Raw genomic sequence first — 19,348 nt, 5'->3', positions numbered from 1 at the left:
ACACTCACGAGTCCGGGTCAGCGGCGGAGGGCGTCGGCCAGCTTCACACGGCTGCCGACGCGCAGCACGCCGTTCTGGTAGATCCGCGCGCCCAGCCAGGTGACCAGCGCGATCGTGGCGATCGTCAGCACCAGCGACGTCACGATCTCCCACGGCGCCGCCGCGCCGGTGGCGATCCGCGCCGGCATCAGGACCGGCGAAAGCAGCGGGATCAGCGAGACGACCCGCGTCGCCGTGCCGTCCGGCGACTGCGTGAGCAGGTTGATCCCCACGATGAACCCGATGATCAGCGCGATGTTCACCGGCCCCACCACCGTCTGGGTGTCCTCCTGCCGCGAGACGAGCGAGCCCGCGGCGCCGTAGAGCATGGCGTACAACAGGAATCCCAGCAGGTACCAGACGAGGCCCCAGACGGCGGCCCCCGCCGCGACGCCGGACAACGACAGCACGCCGGTCCCGGTGGCCACGGCCAGTCCCACCACGGCGAGGATGCCGAGCTGGGCCAGCCCGACCAGGCCGAGCCCGATCACCTTGCCCAGCAGCAGATGCCACGGCCGCACGGTGGACAGCAGGATCTCCACCACGCGGCTGGACTTCTCCTCCACCACGCCCTGGGCGACCAGCATCCCGTAGGTGATGATGCTCATGTACAGCAGGATCGCGACGACGATGCCGATCACGAGCCGCTGCCCGTGGTCCGAGTCGCGCGGCTCCAGCGGCGGCGCGACGTCGACGTGCGCTGCCGAGACCGTCTGACGCACCTGAACCGGGTCGAGGTGGGCGGCGGACAGCTGCGCGTCGAGCACTTGCTGCTGCACGATTCCGTCGAGCACGGCCTGCAGTTTGGTGTCCAGTGTGGACTTGACGGTGACCCGGAGCCGGGATGCGCTGCCGGACACGAGCGCGTCCGCATCGCCGGAGCGGACCTGGGCCTGTCCGTCCTCTTCGGACGCCGCGGTGACGGTCTCGAACTTGTCCCCGGCCTGTGCGCCGGCCGCCTGCAATTCCTGGGCGATGCCCTGCGCCTGGCCGGTGAGGGCGATCGTCGTCGTGCTGGAGGAGCTGGCGAGGAACGCTTGCAGCGCAACGTAACCGCACAGCAGTACCAGCAGCACCGCGGTGCTCACGACGAACGAGCGCGTCCGCAGCCGGATGTTCAGTTCCCGCTTGGCGACCAGCCGGACGGCGCGCGCGGGGCTGATGCGGTTCATGCCGCGTCTCCTTGCTTCGTCGCGTCGCCGTCGCGGAACAGCTCGGTGAGCGAACGGCGCTGCCGGCTGAACTCCGTGACCGGCCCGGTCGCCAGCGCGGCAGCCAGCACGGCCTGATCGTCCGCGCCCGCGGTCAGCTCCAGCACGGTGGTCGGCCCGCGTTCTTCGAGGACGCGCACGCCCGGCACCGTCGAAGCCCAGCCGGGCCGGGTGCCCGGCGCCGTGACGAGCAGCCGGCTGCTCGCGCCGCGGGTCAGCTCGGGCACCGTGCCGACGGCGGCCATCCGTCCATTCCGGATGATCCCGACGCGGTCGCACAGCCGCTCTACGAGTTCCAGCTGGTGGCTGGAGAACACCACGGGCACGCCGTTCGCGGCCTTCTCGCGCAGCACCCCGCTCATCACGTCGACCGCCAGCGGGTCGAGGCCGGAGAACGGCTCGTCGAGCACCAGCACGGCCGGGTCGTGCACCAGCGCGGCGGCGAGCTGCACGCGCTGCTGGTTGCCGAGGCTGAGCTTCTGCACCTCGTCCTTGCGCCGCTCGCCGAGGCCGAGCCGGGCCAGCCACAGCTCGGCGCCGCGGTGCGCTTCGTTGGTGCTGAGCCCGTGCAGCTCGGCCAGGTAGACGAGCTGGTCGAGCACCTTCATCTTCGGGTACAGGCCGCGCTCCTCGGGCATGTAGCCGATGCTCGTGCGCGTCTCGTGCGTGATCGGCTGCCCGCCGAACCGGACCTCCCCGGCGTCGGCGGCCAGCACCCCCAGCGCGATCCGCATGGTGGTGGTCTTGCCCGCCCCGTTGCCGCCGACGAACCCGAACAGCTCACCGGCGCGCACGTCGAACGAGACCTCGTCGAGCGCGACCTTTTTCCCGTACCGCTTGGAGATCCGGTCGATCTCGAGTGCCGGCCCGGTCATGCCGGTTCCCCCTGTCCGTCGAGCCAGTCTTCGGGATCGTCGTCCGGCAGCGTCCAGCCGAGGATCATCGACGGCAGGGTGGAGCCGGTGACCAGCAGCGCGGCCAGCATCGTCACGCCGCGGACCGCGCCGTCCGGCTGGCGCATCATGGCCAGCCCGTAGAACAGCGCGATCAGCATCAGGTAGACCATCACCTGGTAGGCGAGGAAAGTGGTGCGGTGGCGCCATTCGCGCTCCCGCTCGTCGAGCACCCGCGAGAAGCTGTCGCTCATCTTGCCGGTGACGATGCGCTGCGGCACGAAGCCGGCCCCGATGACCACGAACCCCACGACCCACAGCACCGGGAACAACCAGATCGGGACGAACGAGATCGTCGCCGCCGCGCCGATCAGGACCAGGTCCCCGGCGAAGGTCACGCGGACGAGCTGACGCCTTCGCTGCTGGGTGCGCCAGGTGGGCAGTTTCAGCGCCCGCTTGGCTTCCTGCTCCTCGGCCTTGTCGAGCTGTCGTTCCCAGAAGGCGGCGAGGCGCCCCCGTATCGTCGTCATGCTCCCCCCTCTCGATAAACCTGCGTGGACAGCGGCGCGAACGGCTCGCGGCTGAACACCGCCTCCACCGGCAGGTCGAACACCGCGCAAATGCGGAACGCCAGGTCGAGGCTCGGGTAGTGATCCCCGCGCTCCAGCGCCCCGATCGTCTGCGGATTGACTTCCACCGCTTCGGCCAGCGCCGCCCGGCTCAGCCCCCGCTCGGCCCGAAGGACAGGCAGCCGGTTGTGGATCGGCAGCTCCTTGCCACGTCTTACCGGGCTCATGCAACGTACTGTTGCAAAAACCCAACGACTCGTCAAGTCTGGTGAACGCCGTGGGTGACTGGGTGGGTCTCGTGGCGGTGGGATTAGCCCGATCGTGTATCGAATATGTGTTCGAATTCGAGGTAATCTTGAGGGGTGTCCACTACTGCGATCCACCTCCCCGGTCTCGCCGACATCCGGCGTGCCGATCGGGCGGAGCTTGCCGAGTGGGTGCGGTTGCTGATCCAGGTGTCGAACCAGTGCGACGCGCTGGTCGGCGCTGCGATAACGAAGGTGGAGTCGGAGGGAGTGAAAGCGACGTACGGGTATTCCTCGGCGGCGGCGATCCCCTGCGAAGACCCAGGCGCAACACCTGTCACCTCTGACCGGGTGCCGCAGGGCTGGTGGTGGCGTGATCACCGTCAGGGGATCAACGCGATCCCTGTGAAACTGCGTACCGGCGCGCGATGGCGGGACCTGCCCGATCGTTACCCGTCGTGCTCGACGGCGAAGGACTCGGGCGGTCCCGCGGCGGGCTGAGTACCAAGATCCACCTGGTCGTGGACAGGCGTCCGCGGAGCCTGCCGGAGGCGGTGCCCACTCAGGACGGTCCGGCGGTGCCGCCTGGCTGCGCCGTCGCTCAGGAGAGCCCGGCGAGCGCTTTCGCGACCAGTTCCTGGACTCGGGCCCGGGCCGCGGCCGCGTCGGCGGGGACCAGGGAGAGGCGGGTGCGGCGGGCGAGGACGTCTTCGGCCGTCAGGGCGCCCTCGTGGCGGACGGCCCAGACCACTTCGGCCGCGGTGATTTCCGTGCCGTCGAACAGGGGCGCGGCGAACTCCGGCTCGACCTGGCCCAGGGCGGCGACGCGCGGGGCCTCCGTGCCGTACTTGGCCACCAGGCGCGCGGGGGCGTCCACAAGGGACAGCCGATCGCGCGGTGCGGCGCCCAGCAAGGGCAGGCGGGCGGTGCGGGACGGGCCGGCGTGGAGGTTCGCGTGCGTCAGGGCCGCGTCGACGGCGTCTTCGGCCATTCGGCGGTACGTGGTGAGCTTGCCGCCGACCACGGTCAGGACCCCGTCGGCGCCGGTGACCACCGCGTGCTTGCGCGAGAGGTCCGCGCTGCGGCCGCCGGAGCCCGCGATCAGCGGGCGCAGGCCGGCGAACGAGCCGATCACGTCCGCGCGGGTCAGTGGCCGCGCCAACACCGAGGAGGCGACCGTGAGCAGGAAGTCCACATCGGACTCCGGCACCGACGGCACGGGCGGGACCTCGCCGTCCAGCGGCTCGTCCGTCAGTCCCAAGTAGACGCGGCCGTCGGGCTGGGGCAGCAGGAACACAAAACGGTTGGTCTCGCCGGGCACCGGCACGTTCACCGAAGTCGCGCCGACCGACACCGAGCCCGGCGCCAGCACCAGGTGCGAGCCGCGCGAAGGGCGCAGGCGCACGGAGTCCGTGAGCGTGTCCGCCCAGACTCCGGTCGCGTTGATCACCTGGCGGGCGCGCAAGTCGTACTCCACCGAACCCTCGCGGACGCGAACGCGATCCGCGGCCAGCGAAAGCGCCTCCACCCCCGTCAGGATTCGCGCGCCCAGCAAGGCGGCCGTCCGCGCGAGGCTCACCACCAGTCGGGCGTCGTCCACCAGCGCGCCGTCGTACGCCAGCAGTCCGCCGCGCAGGCCGCTCGGCGCGAGCCCGGGGGACAGCGCGAGCGCCTCGGCCACCGGGACCGGCCGCGGCCGGGGCAGGATCGACGCGGGCGTACGCGCCACCCGGCGCAGGGCGTCACCCGCGTGCAACCCGGCGGCGATCACCGCCTGCTGAGCCCGGGAAGTGCCGGGGTACAAGGGAAACAGCTGCGGCATCGCCCGCGTCAGGTGCGGCGCGGTGCGCATCATCAGGATGCCGCGCTCGACAGCGCTCTCGTGCGCCAGCCCCAGCTCGCCCTTGGCCAGGTACCGCAGGCCGCCGTGCACGAGCTTGCTCGACCACCGCGACGTGCCGAACGCCAGGTCGTGCGCCTCGACCACCGCGACCGACAGCCCTCGCGCGGCCGCGTCCAGCGCGATCCCGGCCCCGGTGACCCCACCGCCGACCACGATCACGTCGACCCGCTCACCACCGGTCAGCCGGTCCAGCTCACGTTCACGACGACGGGCATTGAGCGAACCGCTGCTCACGGCCGCAGCGAAGCGTCGAGCACGTGCCGGAACTCTGCGAGCAGCGCCTGCTCGTCGACGTCCGCTGTGGCGGGCCGCAGCGAGAACGCGAACGACTGCACCACAAGCAGGATCGAGCGCGCCTGCGTGACGACCTCGGCTTGCCGGATGGAGCCGTCCTGGTGACCGGACTCCAGCAGGTGCCGCAGCACCTGCTCGGCGAAGTTCTGCGTGGCGCCGAGCCGCTCCACGATGTACGGCAGCACCAGCTCCGGGTCGACGTCCAGCAGCGTGCGGAACAGTGGGTCGGCGGACAGCGCGGTGACCGCGGCCGAAGCGATGCGCACCAGGCGGTCCCGGACGTGCACCGCCTCGTCGCCGGCGTGGTTCGCCTGTTTCAGCAGGCCGCTGAACTCGCGGGTCATCAGTGCGGCGAGCACACTGCGGACGTCGGGGAACCGCCGGTACACCGTCATCCGGCTGACGTGCGCGGTGCGGGCGATCTCGGCGAGCGTGGTCCGCCGGACGCCGACCGCGAGCACGCACTCCCGGGCGGCGTCGAGCAGCACGTCGTCGGAGACGCGCGCCGAGGTCTGGCGGCTGCGGGTGCCCGCGAGCGCGGAAGAAGCGTCTTCCGACTGCGAGTGACGTTTCACGTCCATGTGTCACACTATAGTCGTGAACGATCTCATTAACCACCGTATCCGGGACTCGTGGGCCGGCGACGGCGCTGGCACCGCCGCGCTGCCCGATCGGGCCGTCCGGTGGCTCGGCCAGCGTATCGGCCGGGTGGGGGCGGATCGAGGGCATAACGAGCACCCTGTCCCGAAATTGACCGATTCGACGCTTGCCGAGCCCGCTCTGAAAGCGCTCGCGGCCGTGGTCGGGGTGGAGAACGTGCTGGTGGACGGCCCGGAGCGGCTCGCCCGCGCCAGTGGTCTGTCCTATCTGGACCTGCTGCGGCGGCAGCACCCGCAAAACCAGGATTCCCTGCCGGTGCCCGACGCCGTGGTGCTGCCGGGCGACCCGGAGCAGGTCCAGGCCGTGCTCGAGGCCTGCGTGAGCCACGACGTGGGCGTGGTCCCGTTCGGCGGTGGCACCTCGGTGGTCGGCGGCGTCGCCGCGCTGCGCGGGGACAAAACCGCGGTGATCGCACTCGATCTCGCCCGGCTCGACCAGCTGGTTTCGCTCGACCCGGTTTCGCACCTCGCCGTGCTGCAGGCCGGCGTGCGCGGGCCCGAGGCCGAGCGGCTGCTGGGTGAGCACGGGTTCACCCTCGGTCACGTGCCGCAGTCGTTCGAGCGGGCGACCATCGGCGGCTTCGCGGCGACGCGCTCGGCCGGGCAAGCGTCGTCCGGGTACGGCCGGTTCGAGGACATGGTGGCCGGCGTCCGGCTGGCGACCCCGCGCGGCGAGTGGCGGCTCGGGGTCGCGCCCGCGTCGGCGGCCGGGCCGGACCTGCGCCAGCTCGCCGTCGGCAGTGAGGGCACGCTCGGCGTGATCACCGAGGTGGCGCTGCGCGTCCGGCCAGTGCCTCGGGAGCGCCGTTACGAGGGTTACGTCGTGGACGGCTGGGCGGCCGGCGCCGAAGCCGTCCGGCAACTGGCGCAGCAGCACGTGCTGGCGGACGTCACCCGGCTGTCCGATGTGGACGAAACGGCGGTGTCTTTCGCGCTGAGTGGCGGGTGGAAAACGGCTCTGCTACGCGGTTATCTGGCCGCCCGCGGGATCAAGCACCCGTGCCTGCTGATCGTCGGCTGGGAGGGTGACGTCCAGGCAAAGCGGCGCCGGACGGCCGCGGTGCTGCGGCGCGCGGGCGCGCTCCGGATCGGCCGCGCGCTCGGCGAGACCTGGCGCCACGGCCGGTTCAACGGCCCCCGGCAGCGGGACGCGTTGATGGGCCTCGGCGTCTGCGTCGAGACGCTGGAGACGGCGGCGTACTGGTCGAAGCTCGACGACCTGCACGACGCGGTCCGCGCGGCGCTGACCGCCTCGCTCGGCCGCGCGATCGTGATGTGCCACGTCTCGCACGCGTACGAGACGGGCGCTTCGCTGTACTTCACCGTGCTGACCTCGCGCGACGACGCCGATCCGGTCAGCCAGTGGCAGCGCGCGAAGCGGGCCGCGTCGGAGGCCATCGTCGGTCTCGGCACGATCTCGCACCACCACGCCGTGGGCGTCGACCACGCGCCGTACCTGCCGGCGGAGATCGGCGCGCTGGGCGTGGACGTGCTGCGCGCGGCCAAACACGCGGTCGACCCGACCGGCATCCTCAACCCCGGAAAACTGATCGGCTGAGCCGCGCCGGCGCGGCAAACTGGGGCGATGACCGACACCGTTGGCCCGGCCCCGCAGTACGACGCGTTCGCCGACGAGTTCCTGGACCACGCGCGCGAAGGCCCATACCAAAAAGGCCGGAAGCAAGCCGACCGGGAAAGGTGACGGACCTGCACCGACTGCTTGCGTCCGGTCGGTTTGGTATCTATTGGCACAGTCAAGGCGCTTTATGACCGTCCAGCCTGCCTGGAATTGCTCGGCGACGTCGATGGCCGCCGCGTCCTCGACGCGGCATGCGGCCCGGGCCTCTACGCCGAGGAGCTGGTGGCGCGGGGCGCGAGCGTGACCGGGTTCGACCAGAGCCCGCGCATGATCGAGCTGGCCCGGGAGCGCGTCCCCGAAGGCGAGTTCCGCGTGCACGACCTGGCCGAGCGCCTCGACTGGCTGCCGGACGCGTCGGTGGACCTGGTCTTGTTCGCGCCGGCGCTGGAGTACGCCGACGACCGCGTGGCCGTGCTGCGTGAATTGCGCCGGTGCTGCGCCCGGACGGCGCGCTGGTGCTTTCCCGCCTGCACCCCACCGGCGACTGGCTGCGCCACGGCGGCAACTACTTCGACGTGCGCCTGGTCGAGGAGACGTTTCGCCAGGGCTGGCAGGTCCGCTACTGGCTGGCCCCGCTGGAGCAAACCTGCGAGGAACTGCGCGCGGCCGGATTCCTCATCGAGCGGCTGGTCGAGCCGCGGCCGCTGCCCGAGGCCGAGCGCGTCGACCCGGTCCGGTACGAGCGGGTGACCCAGCAGCCGAAGGGATTCCTCGCCTTACGCGTTGTGCCGGATCCCCGCGTCAGCTGAACGTCTGCGTCGGCGTCAGTACCTCGCAAGGCACCCCGTGGCCAGGTGCCGGAACACCGGTGAGCGCAGCAGCGCGGGCCTGCCCGACCTCCGCGACCCGCACCGGCCGCCCGTCGACGAGCAGGGGGCGACGGATGTCGGAATTCGCAACGTAGGCGTGCACGCCGTCGAGCCGGGTGCCGTCTTCGAGGCGGATGTCGGCGGCGGTCAGCCGCGCGAGGTCGTAGCGGTTGCCGCGGCCCTCGCAGACGTCCAGGACCGCGAGCTGGTCCGGCGTGGCGAACCAGACCGCGTGCTCCTCGACGACGCCGGGCATCGCCGCGAGCGTGGCCGGGCGCTGGCCGTCACGTTTGCGCAGGCCCGCCGCCCAGACCGCGGCGAGCCCGGTGCTGCGCGCCTTCAGCACGACCACCGGGCCGGTCAGCCCGAGGTGCTCGCGCAGCCAGGTGATCTTCGACGGGCACGCGTTGGAGCCGTACGCGAGCACGGGCGTGCGCTCGCGCCACCCCGGCGGCGCCGTCACGAGGTCGTGGCCAGCGCCGTCGAAGTGGACGTACGAGCAGTCCGGCCGCGTCCCGGGGTACGGGTCGGCCGGGTACTCGGCGTCGGTGAACAGGCTCAGAACTCCACCACGCTGCGCAGGACGTCGCCGTGGTGCATGTGCTCGAAGGCCGCCTCGACGCCGTCCAGGCCGATCCGCTCGGTGACGAACTTGTCCAGCGGCAGGCGGCCCTGCAGGTAGAGGTCCACCAGCATGGGGAAGTCGCGCGAGGGCAGGCAGTCGCCGTACCAGGACGACTTGAGCGAGCCGCCGCGGGCGAAGAAGTCGATCAGCGGCAGGTCGTTCAGCCGCATCTCCGGCGTCGGGACGCCGACCAGCACCACGGTGCCCGCCAGGTCGCGGCCGTAGAACGCCTGGCGCCAGGTCTCCGGCCGCCCGACGGCGTCGATCACCACGTCCGGGCCGAACGAGCGGGTCGCGTCCTGCATCGCGGTGACCACCGCGTCCTCGCTCAGGCCCTTGCTGTTCACGGTGTGCGTGGCGCCGAAACCCTTGGCCCACTCCAGTTTCCGGTCGTCGGTGTCGATCGCGATGATCGTGGTCGCGCCGGCCAGGCTGGCGCCCGCGATGGCGGCGTCGCCGACCCCGCCGCAGCCGATCACGGCCACCGAGTCCCCGCGGCCGACGGCGCCGGTGTTGATCGCCGCGCCCAGCCCGGCCATCACGCCGCAGCCGAGCAGGCCGGCCACCGCGGGCTCGGCCTCCGGGTTCACCTTCGTGCATTGTCCACTGTGGACGAGTGTCTTCTCCAGGAACGCGCCGATGCCCAGCGCCGGCGAAAGCTTGGTGCCGTCGGTGAGCGTCATCGGCTGCTCGGCGTTGAACGTGGAGAAGCAGTACCACGGCTTGCCGCGCTTGCACGCCCGGCAGGTGCCGCAGACCGCGCGCCAGTTCAGGATCACGTAGTCGCCCGGCGCGAGGTCGGTGACGCCCGCGCCGACCTTGTCCACCCGGCCCGCGGCCTCGTGGCCGAGCAGGAACGGGAACTCGTCGTTGATGCCGCCCTCGCGGTAGTGCAGGTCGGTGTGGCAGACCCCGCACGCCTGGACCGAAACGACCGCCTCGCCCGGGCCCGGGTCGGGCACCACCACAGTCTCCAGCGTGACCGGCTCGCCCTTCGCCCGCGACACGACTCCCTGGACCTCGTACGGCATGCGCACACCCTTTCCCGGCACCGTTGCTCTCCCGGGCAGCTAATCACGGATCATGCGCGTGTCGCCATATCGGACTCGTGAGTGTTTATGACGGTTCTAACCGTCATAAACACTCACGAGCCTTCAGGCGGGGGTGACGATGTAGACCACGCCTCCGGGCCCGCCCGCCACACTGCCGGTGTCGGTGTAGCGCTTGGTGCGCTGCCAGATCTTTTCGAACTGGTCCCGCTTGTAGACGTTGCGCACCCGCGAGTCGGAGCTGGACGCCGGGTCGTTCACGATCACGTCGCCGGCCGCGGTGAAGCCGACGACCACCATGATGTGCCCGGACGTGCCGTAACCCGCGCCGTCGAGCTCCGAGGACAGGAACGACTGCGAGGTGATCACCGGGATGCCGCGCGCGATGTAGCCTTCGAGCTCGTTCAGGTCGTGCAGCCGGGTGATGTGGCCGCGCAGGCCGAGCGAAGCGGCGTACGCGGTGTTGAACGGCCAGTTGCCGGTGCCGTCGTAGGCGTAGTCGTACGTGTTGCGGGCCGCGTACACGACCGCTGGGTCGACGTAGTCCGACGGGATCCAGCTCATCTGCTGCGCGGTCGGCTTCTTGCCCCAGTACTCGGCGACCATCTCGGTCGAGGTCGGGCTGCACCAGGCCTCGCCGCCCCCGCCGTATTGCGGGAACTGTCCTTTGTGGATGTTCTGCGCGTACTCCGGGACCTTCAGCTCGATGCCGCTGGCGACGCCCGGCTTGGTGGTCTTCACGTCGAACCGGTCCGGCACGTTGGAGGTCATCGCGCCGAGCGTGGACAGCGTCGGGGTGGCGCGGGTGCCCGCCTCGCGGTAGAGGCTGACCCGCAGCTGGTACGAGCGCAGCGTGACGCCGGTCTTGGTCTCGAGCGTGTCGACGTCGACCGTCGCGTTGTCGTCGCTCTGCCCGTCGACGCTGGTGCGCTGGATGTCGCTGTCGCCGCTGGCCCAGCGGCCCATCACGTACCAGGTGGTCTCGACGCCGGTGGAGGTGCGGCCCTTGGCCTCGACCTCCAGCCAGGTCTTGGCCGGCGTCTGCGCGTTCCACGACGCGATCAGCTGCGTGGCGTCGAAGCCCGGCCGGAAAACCGGGGAGGTCCAGGTGCCGTAGTCGTAGGTCTTCGTGGTGCCCAGGCCGGGCTCGCTGTGCTCGACCGTGCCGGCCGGGTGCGTGATGCGCAGCCCGCCGGGGCCCAGCCCGAGCCCGTCGAAGCGGCCGGTGACGTACGCCGGGCCGGACCACTCGTGGTAGTTGATGGCTTCGTCGTTCGCCGGGTGTGCCGGCGCGGCTTCGGCGTACTGCGTCGCCCCCGCGGTCAACATGGCGATCGACATTAGCGTGACCAGTCCGCGTGCGCGCATTCCGGCTCCGTCCCCAGGCTCGGTTGTTAGCCAGGGATTTTTGCCTGCCGCGGCGATTAAGTAAACAGGTGGCTAGAGCACGGCCTGGGTCGTGTCACTTTCGCGACCAACTTCCCGTCGTCGCCGGTCACCTCGGTCTCGACCACGACCACCCGCCGCCCCGCGTGCAGTGGTCTGGACGACGCAACGGCGTAGCCCGAACGGACGCTCCGCAGGAAGTTCGTCTTCGATTCGATCGTGCTCGTGGCCTGGGCGCCTTCGGGCAGGTTGAGGAACGCGCAGACGGCGCCGGTCGAGTCGGCCAGCGCCATCAGCGCCCCGCCGTGCAGCGCGCCGCCGATCGTGCAGAGCGACTCGTCCCAGGCGAGGCGGCTGCGGACGAGCTCCTTGCCGTGCTCGAGCACCTCGATGCCGAGCCGCTCGCTGAACGGCATGGTCTGGTGGAACAGGCGGGTGCCCTCGGGGTCGGTCATGCGGCCCAGTCAACCCGGTCCGGGTGCTCGGGGTCCATTACCCCGAGGGTCAAGCCACTCACCCGAGCGGGTTGGTGAGCACCAGCTCCGTGTTGTGGTCCCCGTCAGCGCCGACCCGGCCCAGGTTCACGTGGATGTCGTTGTACGCCAGCTCCCGGTACAGCGACGCGAGCGCCGCCGGGGTCCGCGCGGAATAGTCCACCGCATAAGGGGAATCGGCCTCGATCAGCGTGGTGAACAGCGACAGCGTGCCGTCGCCGTTGTCCGCGAGTTCGATGATCCGCGCGTGGTGCGGGAAGTCCACGTGGGAGGCGGTGTTGATCTCCCAGAAGCTCTGCGCCGGGGTCTTGCCGACGTGCGGGGTGATCTTGTTCAGGTGGGTGTGCCCGTTCACCCAGGCGACCACGTTGGGGAAGCGCTGCAGCAGGCCGACGAACGCGTCGCCGTTCAGGCGCGGCTCCAGCAGGTGCCGGCCGTCGGGCAGGAGGTTGCCCATGGTGTCGCTGGTGTGGTGGCTGAACAGGATGAACAGCTCGTCGGTGACCGAGTGCGTGACCTTGCCGCCGAAGAAGTCGTAGTACACCGAGGTGCCGCGCTTGAGCGTCGACTCCAGCCAGGTGAACTGCCCGAGGCCGATCGAGCCGTCCGCGAAGCCGCCCTGGGTGGTCGTGTCGAGGCTGATGCCGGTGACGCCGGGGGCGATGCGGAAGGTGTAGTAGACGTTCCGGCCGTCCGCGTTGTCGTCGGTGAACCCGTGCCCGTGCGGGCCGGGGCCGGTGTTCGCCGCGGCGAGGTGGGCCTGCACGAACTCCGCGGTGCTGAACGGGCGGCGGCGCGGGTCCGGGGTGACCTCGCGGATCGTGCCGCTGCCGCCGAACAGCTCGCCGAGCGGGACGCTGGAGCCGTTCGCGATCGCCGTGCCCAGCTTCTTGCGGGTGCTCTCGTCCTTGCCGATCACCTTGTAGCGGCCGGTGTACCAGCCGTCGATGCCCGGGGTGCCCTCGGGCAGCGTGCCGGCCACGCTGTCGTCGTGATTGCCGAACGTGCAGTACCAGGGCACGTCCAGCCCGGGCGCGGTGAACGGCGCGATGGCCGCGTCCAGCAGGCCCGGCAGCTGCGGGAAGCCCTTCTTCGAATAGTCGTCGTCGAGCGGCGTGGCCGGGTTCCAGAACTCGTTGTTGCCGGAGGACTGCACGCCCTCGTAACGGCTCGGGTCGCCGGAGTTCGGGGTGACGGCGCCGCCGTTGAGAGTGGTGAGGAACCAGTCCAGCTCGATCAGCTCGTGGTTGTCGCTGTTGTCGCCGGTGGTGACCACGAAGTCGAACGGGCGCCCGGTGAATGGCCCCGCGCCGACGCTGTTGACCCGCTCCACCAGCGCGCTCGTGGCCACCGTGCCGAGCGCCTCCTGCGGCCGGTGCGCCGAGCTGATGAACGGGTGCAGGTACTCGAACCGCGCGGGCGACTCGGTGTCGGTGATGTGCAGGTCGGTGAACTGGACGAACGAGCCCAGCGCGTGCCGCCGGTCGTCGCGGCCGGACTGTGGCGCGGCCAGCTCGGAGCGCACGACCAGCGGCCAGCCGGGTCCGCCGGTGAGCCGGGTGTACGCCGTGGTCCCGGGGCTGACGGGGGCCGCCACCTGCTCCAGCGTCGTGCCTGTCGTGCGCACGGTCCGGGTCGCGGTGCGGCGCAGGGCCCGGTCCAGCGCGTTGGCGGTCGGGGTGCACAGCAGCAGTCCCGCGCCGGCGACGCCCGCCGCAGTGAACGCCCGCCTGGTCAGCTCGGCCATCTTCGCTCCCCGTTGTCGGCTCGCCCGGCACGCTGCCGGACGGCGGTGGCGGCCCGATGAACAAGGGAAGAGCTGAATGTGAAGACCACTCATGTTCATTGTGACATTGTCGAGGACTTTGTCACAGGCGGGCGGGAGCGGCATACCGCCGAAGGTCGTGGTCGCTTCTCCCGGCGGAGGCTCAGCAGTACGCGGCGCAACTGGTGGTGCCGGCGGCCGCGGCGGCGAAGAAGAACACCAGCACGATCACCCCCGGGATGGCGGCGAGGATGCCGCACACCAGGCCCGCGATGCCCATGCCGCTGCCGGTCCAGCCCGGTTTGCGGCCCTGCACCATTCCCGCCCAGGACAGCCCGATCGCCGCGCCGGCCACGAGGATGTCGAAGAACGGCACCCAGAAGCTGATCAGCGCGACGATCCCGACCACCATGCCGGCCACCGCGAGCCCGCTCGTGCGCAGCGGGACCATCGGGACCATCGGCACGCCGTAGCCCGGGTACGGCGAGGGGTACGGGCCTCCGTTGTAGGGCACCGGAAGCGGCGCCGAAGGGTGATAGCCCGGGTAGGCTTGGCCGGGCTGGTTCGGGTCCTGGCCGGGGTAGGGCTGCTGCTGGTACGGGTCGGTCATCGGGAAGCTCCTGGTTCTGCGGGGTCCCCCCGGTGGTCGCGGGGCGCGGGGGCGCCGTTACGTCCGGCTCAGCCCTTCAAGCCCGATTCCGTCACCCCGCGCACAAGGAACCGCTGCAGGAACGCGAACAGCAGCACAATCGGCAAGATCGACAGCGCCGCGGCCAGGAACAGCAGGTTCAGCTGGGGGTTCTGCGAGGTCAGCAGACCGGACAGCGCGACCTGCACCGTCCACGAGTCGGGGGACTGCGCGATGATCAGCGGCCACAGGAACGCGTTCCAGCTGCCGATCACGGTGATCACCGCGATTGCCGCGAAGAACGGGCGGGAGTTGGGCACCACGATGCGCCGGAACACGCCCCAGCGGGTCAACCCGTCGATCCGGCCCGCCTCCTCCAGCTCGCGCGGGAAGTCCAGGAAGTACTGGCGGAACAGGAACACGCTGAACGCGCTGAACAGGCCCGGGATCACCAGCCCGCGGAAGTCCGAGAGCCAGCCCAGGGTCGACACGACGACAAAACTCGGCACGAACGTCACCGACGTCGGGATCATCAGCGTCGCGATCACCGCGTACAGCACGGCTTTCGAGTGGCGGTACGGGATCCGCGCGAGGCCGTAGCCGGCCAGCGAGCAGACCAGCAGCAGGCCGACGGTCTGCAGCACCGCCACGATCACCGAGTTCAGCAGGCTGCGCGCGAACGGGACGTCCTCCTGCGAGAACAGCTTCGAGAAGTTCTCCCAGTGCAGCTTCGACGGGAACAGCGTCCAGCTCGGCGACGTGATCTCCGTGCGCGACGCCAAGCCGTTGCGCAGCAACAGGTAGAACGGCACCAGGAACAGCACCGCCGCGACGATCAGCGCCGTCCAGCGCAGCACGGCCCTCATGCCTCGCTCCCGCCGAAGCGGAACAGCCTGCCTTGCACCAGAGTCACCACGGCGATGATCAGCGCCAGGATCACCGCGCCCGCGCTGCCGCGGCCCAGGTCCTGCCCGCCCGAGCCCAGCGACGTGTAGTAGAGGTACACCAGCGGCGGCCGCGCGAACGGCGGGTAGCCGCGCGAGTCGCCCATGATGTTGTAGAACTCGTCGAAGGCCTGGTAGGCGTTGATCAGGTTGAGCAGCAGCACGGCCACCGACGTCGCGCGCAGCTGCGGCAGCGTGATGTGCCGGAACACCGGCCAGCCGGGTTTCGCGCCGTCCAGCCACGCGGCTTCGTAGAGGTGCTGCGGGATCCGCTGCAGCGCGGCCAGGAACAGGATCATGTAGAAGCCCAGCTGCAGCCACAGCCGCGCGGTCACCAGCACGATCCAGTACAGCGGCGGGTGGACCGTGCCCGTCCAGGCCACCGGGTCGACGCCGAACAGGCCGAGCACGGTGTTCATCAGTCCATATCGGACACCCGAGAACAGCGACGTCTTCCAGATCAGCGAAGCCACCACGTACGAGCAGGCGAACGGCAGGAAGAACACCGAGCGGAAGAACGCGCGCGCGAACTTCAGCTGGTGCACCCCGACCGCCAGGGCCAGCGACAGCACGAACGTCAGCGGGACGATGAACAGCGCGAACACGCTGAACGTGCCCAGGCTGCTGACGAACGGCCCGTCGGTCAGCATGTGCGCGTAGTTGTCGAGCCCGACGAACACACTCGGCGTCACCGTGTTGCGCGCGTCGAAGAACGACAGGTACACGCTCCAGCCGATCGGCAGGTACGCGAACACGGCCAGCCCGATCAGGAACGGGCCGACGAACCCCCAGAACGACAGTGTGTCCCGGGTCTTCCGGGACAGCGTCATCCGAACAGGCGCTTCAGCTCGGCCTGCGCGACGCCCACCGCGGTTTTCGTGGTCGCCACCGGGTCCGCGCCCTCCTTGGCGATCTTCGCGACGGCGTCGGACAGCGCCGTGTTCGACTGCTGTGTCCACACCGGACCGCCGACGAGGTGGCTGTTCTGCTGCACGAACCTCGCCACGTCGGCGCCCACCCCGGAGCTCAGGTTGCCGGCCTTGGCGACCAGGCTCTGGCGGGCCGGCAGGTGGAAGCCGAAGCGGGTGGCGAACTCCAGCTGGTCGTTCGTCTGGTCGATCCAGAGCCACTTCACGAACGCCTTGGCCTCGTCCACGTGGGCGCTCTTCGCGTTCACCATCGCGCCGTACGCGCCGACCGGCACCGAAGGCGCGCCGCCGTTGTCGAGCTTGGGGAAGGCGAGCACGCCGAAGTCCTCGTCGAGCGCGTCGCGGATCTTCGGCACGTTCCACAGGCCGGTCCACTGCATGGCCGCGAGGCCGTCGATGAACGCGCCGGGATCGGACCAGTCCGCGGGCGCGCCGAGCAGCAGGGAACCGTTGGCGTTCAAGGTGTGCAGCTTGCCGAACGCGGTGGCCGCGCGCGGGTCGTCGAAGCCGACCTCGCGGTTGTTGTTCTTCAGGTAGTCGAGCCCGGCCGACCACAGCAGCGGCCCGGTCAGCGTGGCGACGCCGCCGTCGTTGCCGACGAACAGGCCCTTCACGCCGTCCTTGGACAGCTTGCCGGCGGCGTCGATCAGCTCGTCGACGGTCTGCGGCGGCTGCACGCCGGCCGCCTGCAGCAGGCTCTTGCGGTAGAACAGCACCTGCGTGTCGACGGCCTGCGGGATGCCGTAGACCTTGCCCTCCACGGTCTGCGCGGCGAGCACGGCGGGGCTGAAGTCGTTCTTGACCGGCGCGATGATGTCGTCCAGCGCGACGACCTGGTTCTGCCGCACCCAGTCGATCTTCACCTGCGCCTCGAACACGTCCGGCACGGCGCTGTTCTGCAGCGCGGTGACGATCTTCGAGTCGTAGTCGCCCGGGTTCCACTGGACCTTGACCAGCGAGTTCGGGTACGAGGCGGCGTAGTTCTTCACCGCGTCCTGCACGCCGTCTTCGCCGTACGCGTGGTACCACTGCTGCAGCGTCACCTTCGGCGCGCTGGTGGTGGGCGGCGGCCCGGCCGAAGCCGCGGTCGACGGCGGCGGGTCACCCGCCCGCCCGGTGTTGGACCCGCACGCGGCCGCGACGGCCCCGACCGCGCCCATGCCCGCCAACGTCAGGAACGACCGCCTGTTGCGCTGCTGCATCCCCAGAACTCCTCCGACGTGCGTTGGGGGTCACCTTGAGAAACCACAGGCTCTCTCAAGGTGACCCCCGCCGCGAGAACGACTCGCCGGAGATTTACCCGTTAGAACTGGGAGATGTCGAGCTTTCCCTCGGAGTAGGACGCGCGGATCCGCTTCTTGTCGAACTTGCCGACGCTGGTCTTGGGGACTTCGTCCACGAACGTCCAGTTCTCCGGCAGCTGCCACTTCGCGACCTTGTCGGCGAGGTACTCCCGCAGCTCTTCGGCGGTGACGCTCTGGCCTTCCTTCACCACGACCGCGACCAGTGGCCGCTCGTCCCACTTCTCGTCGGGGATGCCGACGACGGCGGCCTCGGCCACCGCGGGGTGGCCCATCACCGCGTTCTCCAGGTCGACCGAGGAGATCCACTCGCCGCCGGACTTGATCACGTCCTTCGCGCGGTCGGTCAGGGTGAGGAACCCGTCCGGGCTGATCTTGCCGACGTCACCGGTGCGCAGCCAGCCGTCGTGGAACTTCTCCGGGTCCGGGGTGGGAGCGCCGTCCTCACCGCCGTAGTAGGCGCCGGCGATCCACGGGCCCTGCACCTCCAGCTCGCCGACGGCCTCGTTGTCCCACGGCAGCACCTCGCCGTCGTCGCTGATCAGGCGGGCGGAGACGGACGCGGGGAAGCGGCCCTGGGTGTAGCGGTAGGCCCAGCGCTCCTCGCCGGTGGCCGAGCCCGGCGGGCGGGCCACGCTGCCCAGCGGCGAGGTCTCGGTCATGCCCCAGGCGTGCAGGATCGGCACCCCGTAACGCTCTTCGAACGCGTGCATCAGCGAGGGCGGCGCCGCCGAGCCGCCGACCACGACCTCCCGCACGTGGGTGATGTCCTGCGGGTTCGCGTCGAGGTGGGCGAGCAGGCCCTGCCAGATGGTCGGCACCGCGGCGGCGAAGGTCGGCTTCTCGGCGGCCAGCAGCGCGGCGATCGGGGCGGGCTGCAGGAACCGGTCCGGCATCAGCAGCGACGCGCCGACCATCAGCGCCGCGTACGGCAGGCCCCACGACATGGCGTGGAACATCGGCACGATCGCCAGCGCGGTGTCCTCCTGCGCCAGCCGCATGCTGTCGGTCATGCAGACCTGCATCGAGTGCAGCCAGATGGAGCGGTGCGAGTAGACGACGCCCTTCGGGTCACCCGTGGTGCCCGAGGTGTAACACATCGCGGCCGCGCAGCGCTCGTCCACCTCCGGCCAGTCGAACTCGTCGGACTGGGCGGCCAGCAGCTCGTCGTACGAGTGCACGGTGATGCCCTCGGGAGCCTGCAGCGTCGAGGCGTCACCGTTCGCGACGATCACGTGCTTGACCGTGGTGAAGGTGGGCAGCTGCTTCGCCAGCAGCGGGACCAGGGTGCCGTCGACGATCACCACCTGGTCCTCGGCGTGGTTGGCCACGAACGTCAGCTGCTCCGGGAACAGCCGGATGTTCAGGGTGTGCAGCACCGCGCCCATCGCCGGGACGGCGAGGTAGGCGGCCAGGTGCTCGGCGTTGTTCCACATGAACGTGCCGACGCGCTGGTCGCCGGTGATGCCCAGGCTCCGGAGCGCGTTCGCGAGCCGCGCGGCGTGCTTGCCGAGTTCCGCGTAGGTCTCACGACGGCCTTCTGAACCGGTCCAGGTGATCACCTCGGACTTCGCGTGCACCGTGGTCCCGTGGCGCAGCAGCTTCGCCAACGACAGCTGCCCGTCCTGCATCGTGCTCAACATGGGTACTCCCGGGGGTCGTTCGCCGGTGAACTGGGGTGAGGCCGACTCTAATCGGGATCGGGTGGCGCGGGCATGGTCAACTTCGGCGGCCCGCCGCCCGTGATCGTCGCGCGATCGGGTGGCGGCCCCGGCGTCCCAAGATCAACTTCGCGGAACGCTTTTCCTTGCGGGGCAACAAAACGTGTTGTGTTAACTGCGCCGAAATAGTGGCACTTTCGGGTGACCTAATGGGGCGGGAAAGGAGGGACGTCCGACGTTTCCGCAGGCCGCGGGGGTGCTCCGGTGGCTTGCCTCACGGGTGGTCGGAGGGTGATAAGTGCGTG

Annotated in this window: 18 protein-coding genes and 2 pseudogenes; 4 read left to right on the top strand and 16 right to left on the bottom strand. The window is 70.4% G+C overall.

All coding sequences use genetic code 11. From position 1 onward, the window contains the following. Positions 1-17: 17 nt before the first annotated feature. From OG371_RS10630 to OG371_RS10615, 4 genes are read right to left on the bottom strand one after another with little or no spacing between them, the layout of a single operon-like run. Entirely contained in the window at positions 18-1,211 is a 1,194-nt protein-coding gene (locus OG371_RS10630) for an ABC transporter permease (RefSeq protein ID WP_329068049.1), read from the bottom strand. Continuing rightward, a complete protein-coding gene (locus OG371_RS10625) occupies positions 1,208-2,125 on the bottom strand; it encodes an ABC transporter ATP-binding protein (protein ID WP_329068047.1) in 918 nt (305 codons plus the stop codon). The genes OG371_RS10630 and OG371_RS10625 overlap by 4 nt, the downstream gene beginning before the upstream one ends. Beyond that, positions 2,122-2,673 carry a hypothetical protein gene (locus OG371_RS10620; protein ID WP_329068045.1) on the bottom strand — a complete coding sequence of 184 codons (552 nt, stop codon included), beginning with the start codon at positions 2,671-2,673 and terminating at the stop codon, positions 2,122-2,124. Before OG371_RS10620 ends, OG371_RS10625 begins: the two co-directional genes overlap by 4 nt. After that, entirely contained in the window at positions 2,670-2,939 is a 270-nt protein-coding gene (locus tag OG371_RS10615) for a helix-turn-helix transcriptional regulator (protein ID WP_329068043.1), read from the bottom strand. Before OG371_RS10615 ends, OG371_RS10620 begins: the two co-directional genes overlap by 4 nt. 375 nt (positions 2,940-3,314) lie before the next feature. On the opposite strand from OG371_RS10615, the pseudogene OG371_RS47385 reads away from it, so the two are divergent. Beyond that, positions 3,315-3,475 (top strand): annotated as a pseudogene (locus OG371_RS47385) (transposase); the annotation flags it as partial. 83 nt (positions 3,476-3,558) lie between these two features. On the opposite strand, the gene OG371_RS10605 reads toward OG371_RS47385, so the two are convergent. Continuing rightward, positions 3,559-5,094, bottom strand: coding sequence for a glycerol-3-phosphate dehydrogenase/oxidase (locus tag OG371_RS10605; RefSeq protein ID WP_329068039.1), 1,536 nt, complete (start codon positions 5,092-5,094; stop codon positions 3,559-3,561). Further along, positions 5,091-5,735, bottom strand: coding sequence for a TetR/AcrR family transcriptional regulator (locus OG371_RS10600; protein ID WP_329068037.1), 645 nt, complete (start codon positions 5,733-5,735; stop codon positions 5,091-5,093). Before OG371_RS10600 ends, OG371_RS10605 begins: the two co-directional genes overlap by 4 nt. Positions 5,736-5,751: 16 nt before the next feature. Here OG371_RS10600 and OG371_RS10595 point away from each other — a divergent pair, with 16 nt between their 5' ends. The 3 genes and pseudogenes from OG371_RS10595 to OG371_RS10585 all read left to right on the top strand — a co-directional run bounded on the left by OG371_RS10595 (position 5,752) and on the right by OG371_RS10585 (position 8,201). Further along, on the top strand, positions 5,752-7,371 hold the full coding sequence (locus OG371_RS10595) for an FAD-binding oxidoreductase (protein ID WP_442876097.1): 1,620 nt from the start codon (positions 5,752-5,754) through the stop codon (positions 7,369-7,371). Positions 7,372-7,533: 162 nt separating this feature from the next. After that, positions 7,534-7,836 (top strand): annotated as a pseudogene (locus OG371_RS10590) (class I SAM-dependent methyltransferase); the annotation flags it as partial. Between the two features lie 47 nt (positions 7,837-7,883). Continuing rightward, positions 7,884-8,201, top strand: coding sequence for a hypothetical protein (locus OG371_RS10585; RefSeq protein ID WP_329073472.1), 318 nt, complete (start codon positions 7,884-7,886; stop codon positions 8,199-8,201). On the opposite strand, the gene OG371_RS10580 is transcribed toward OG371_RS10585, so the two are convergent. From OG371_RS10580 to OG371_RS10535, 10 genes are all read right to left on the bottom strand, one after another. Beyond that, entirely contained in the window at positions 8,194-8,724 is a 531-nt protein-coding gene (locus tag OG371_RS10580; protein ID WP_329068035.1) for a gamma-glutamylcyclotransferase, read from the bottom strand. The two genes, OG371_RS10585 and OG371_RS10580, sit on opposite strands and share 8 nt — an antisense overlap. Positions 8,725-8,819: 95 nt before the next feature. Beyond that, positions 8,820-9,917 carry an S-(hydroxymethyl)mycothiol dehydrogenase gene (locus tag OG371_RS10575; protein WP_329068033.1) on the bottom strand — a complete coding sequence of 366 codons (1,098 nt, stop codon included), beginning with the start codon at positions 9,915-9,917 and terminating at the stop codon, positions 8,820-8,822. 123 nt (positions 9,918-10,040) lie between these two features. Then, positions 10,041-11,303 carry a peptidase C39 family protein gene (locus OG371_RS10570; protein ID WP_329068031.1) on the bottom strand — a complete coding sequence of 421 codons (1,263 nt, stop codon included), beginning with the start codon at positions 11,301-11,303 and terminating at the stop codon, positions 10,041-10,043. A gap of 56 nt (positions 11,304-11,359) precedes the next feature. Next, the gene (locus tag OG371_RS10565; protein WP_329068030.1) at positions 11,360-11,776 is read right to left on the bottom strand and encodes a PaaI family thioesterase; all 417 of its coding nucleotides are present in this window, start codon (positions 11,774-11,776) and stop codon (positions 11,360-11,362) included. Between the two features lie 58 nt (positions 11,777-11,834). Next, positions 11,835-13,562 carry a TIGR03767 family metallophosphoesterase gene (locus OG371_RS10560; protein ID WP_329068028.1) on the bottom strand — a complete coding sequence of 576 codons (1,728 nt, stop codon included), beginning with the start codon at positions 13,560-13,562 and terminating at the stop codon, positions 11,835-11,837. A gap of 181 nt (positions 13,563-13,743) precedes the next feature. Beyond that, positions 13,744-14,190: a DUF4190 domain-containing protein gene (locus tag OG371_RS10555; RefSeq protein WP_329068026.1), complete on the bottom strand. Its 447-nt coding sequence runs from the start codon at positions 14,188-14,190 to the stop codon at positions 13,744-13,746. A 68-nt stretch (positions 14,191-14,258) separates the two neighbouring features. Further along, positions 14,259-15,074 carry a carbohydrate ABC transporter permease gene (locus OG371_RS10550; protein ID WP_329068024.1) on the bottom strand — a complete coding sequence of 272 codons (816 nt, stop codon included), beginning with the start codon at positions 15,072-15,074 and terminating at the stop codon, positions 14,259-14,261. Further along, positions 15,071-15,982, bottom strand: coding sequence for a carbohydrate ABC transporter permease (locus OG371_RS10545; RefSeq protein ID WP_329068022.1), 912 nt, complete (start codon positions 15,980-15,982; stop codon positions 15,071-15,073). The genes OG371_RS10550 and OG371_RS10545 overlap by 4 nt, the downstream gene beginning before the upstream one ends. Then, positions 15,979-17,283 (bottom strand): ABC transporter substrate-binding protein, encoded by a 1,305-nt coding sequence (locus tag OG371_RS10540; RefSeq protein ID WP_329068020.1) that lies wholly within the window; start codon positions 17,281-17,283, stop codon positions 15,979-15,981. The genes OG371_RS10545 and OG371_RS10540 overlap by 4 nt, the downstream gene beginning before the upstream one ends. A gap of 101 nt (positions 17,284-17,384) precedes the next feature. Beyond that, positions 17,385-19,025 carry a long-chain fatty acid--CoA ligase gene (locus OG371_RS10535; protein WP_329068018.1) on the bottom strand — a complete coding sequence of 547 codons (1,641 nt, stop codon included), beginning with the start codon at positions 19,023-19,025 and terminating at the stop codon, positions 17,385-17,387. Positions 19,026-19,348: the final 323 nt, after the last annotated feature.

It is taken from the genome of Amycolatopsis sp. NBC_01480 (assembly GCF_036227205.1).
Taxonomy (GTDB): Bacteria; Actinomycetota; Actinomycetes; order Mycobacteriales; family Pseudonocardiaceae; genus Amycolatopsis.
The sequence above is the reverse complement of the archived record's forward strand: the minus strand, read 5'-3'. Positions and strand labels throughout refer to the sequence as shown.

Excerpts from the sequence above, each read along its gene's own strand:
- OG371_RS10630 (WP_329068049.1), bottom strand. The coding sequence starts at position 1,211 with ATGAACCGCATCAGCCCCGCGCGCGCCGTCCGGCTGGTCGCCAAGCGG.
- OG371_RS10625 (WP_329068047.1), bottom strand. The coding sequence starts at position 2,125 with ATGACCGGGCCGGCACTCGAGATCGACCGGATCTCCAAGCGGTACGGG.
- OG371_RS10620 (WP_329068045.1), bottom strand. The coding sequence starts at position 2,673 with ATGACGACGATACGGGGGCGCCTCGCCGCCTTCTGGGAACGACAGCTC.
- OG371_RS10615 (WP_329068043.1), bottom strand. The coding sequence starts at position 2,939 with ATGAGCCCGGTAAGACGTGGCAAGGAGCTGCCGATCCACAACCGGCTG.
- OG371_RS10600 (WP_329068037.1), bottom strand. The coding sequence starts at position 5,735 with ATGGACGTGAAACGTCACTCGCAGTCGGAAGACGCTTCTTCCGCGCTC.
- OG371_RS10575 (WP_329068033.1), bottom strand. The coding sequence starts at position 9,917 with ATGCCGTACGAGGTCCAGGGAGTCGTGTCGCGGGCGAAGGGCGAGCCG.
- OG371_RS10570 (WP_329068031.1), bottom strand. The coding sequence starts at position 11,303 with ATGCGCGCACGCGGACTGGTCACGCTAATGTCGATCGCCATGTTGACC.
- OG371_RS10565 (WP_329068030.1), bottom strand. The coding sequence starts at position 11,776 with ATGACCGACCCCGAGGGCACCCGCCTGTTCCACCAGACCATGCCGTTC.
- OG371_RS10560 (WP_329068028.1), bottom strand. The coding sequence starts at position 13,562 with ATGGCCGAGCTGACCAGGCGGGCGTTCACTGCGGCGGGCGTCGCCGGC.
- OG371_RS10555 (WP_329068026.1), bottom strand. The coding sequence starts at position 14,190 with ATGACCGACCCGTACCAGCAGCAGCCCTACCCCGGCCAGGACCCGAAC.
- OG371_RS10550 (WP_329068024.1), bottom strand. The coding sequence starts at position 15,074 with ATGAGGGCCGTGCTGCGCTGGACGGCGCTGATCGTCGCGGCGGTGCTG.
- OG371_RS10545 (WP_329068022.1), bottom strand. The coding sequence starts at position 15,982 with ATGACGCTGTCCCGGAAGACCCGGGACACACTGTCGTTCTGGGGGTTC.
- OG371_RS10540 (WP_329068020.1), bottom strand. The coding sequence starts at position 17,283 with ATGCAGCAGCGCAACAGGCGGTCGTTCCTGACGTTGGCGGGCATGGGC.
- OG371_RS10535 (WP_329068018.1), bottom strand. The coding sequence starts at position 19,025 with ATGTTGAGCACGATGCAGGACGGGCAGCTGTCGTTGGCGAAGCTGCTG.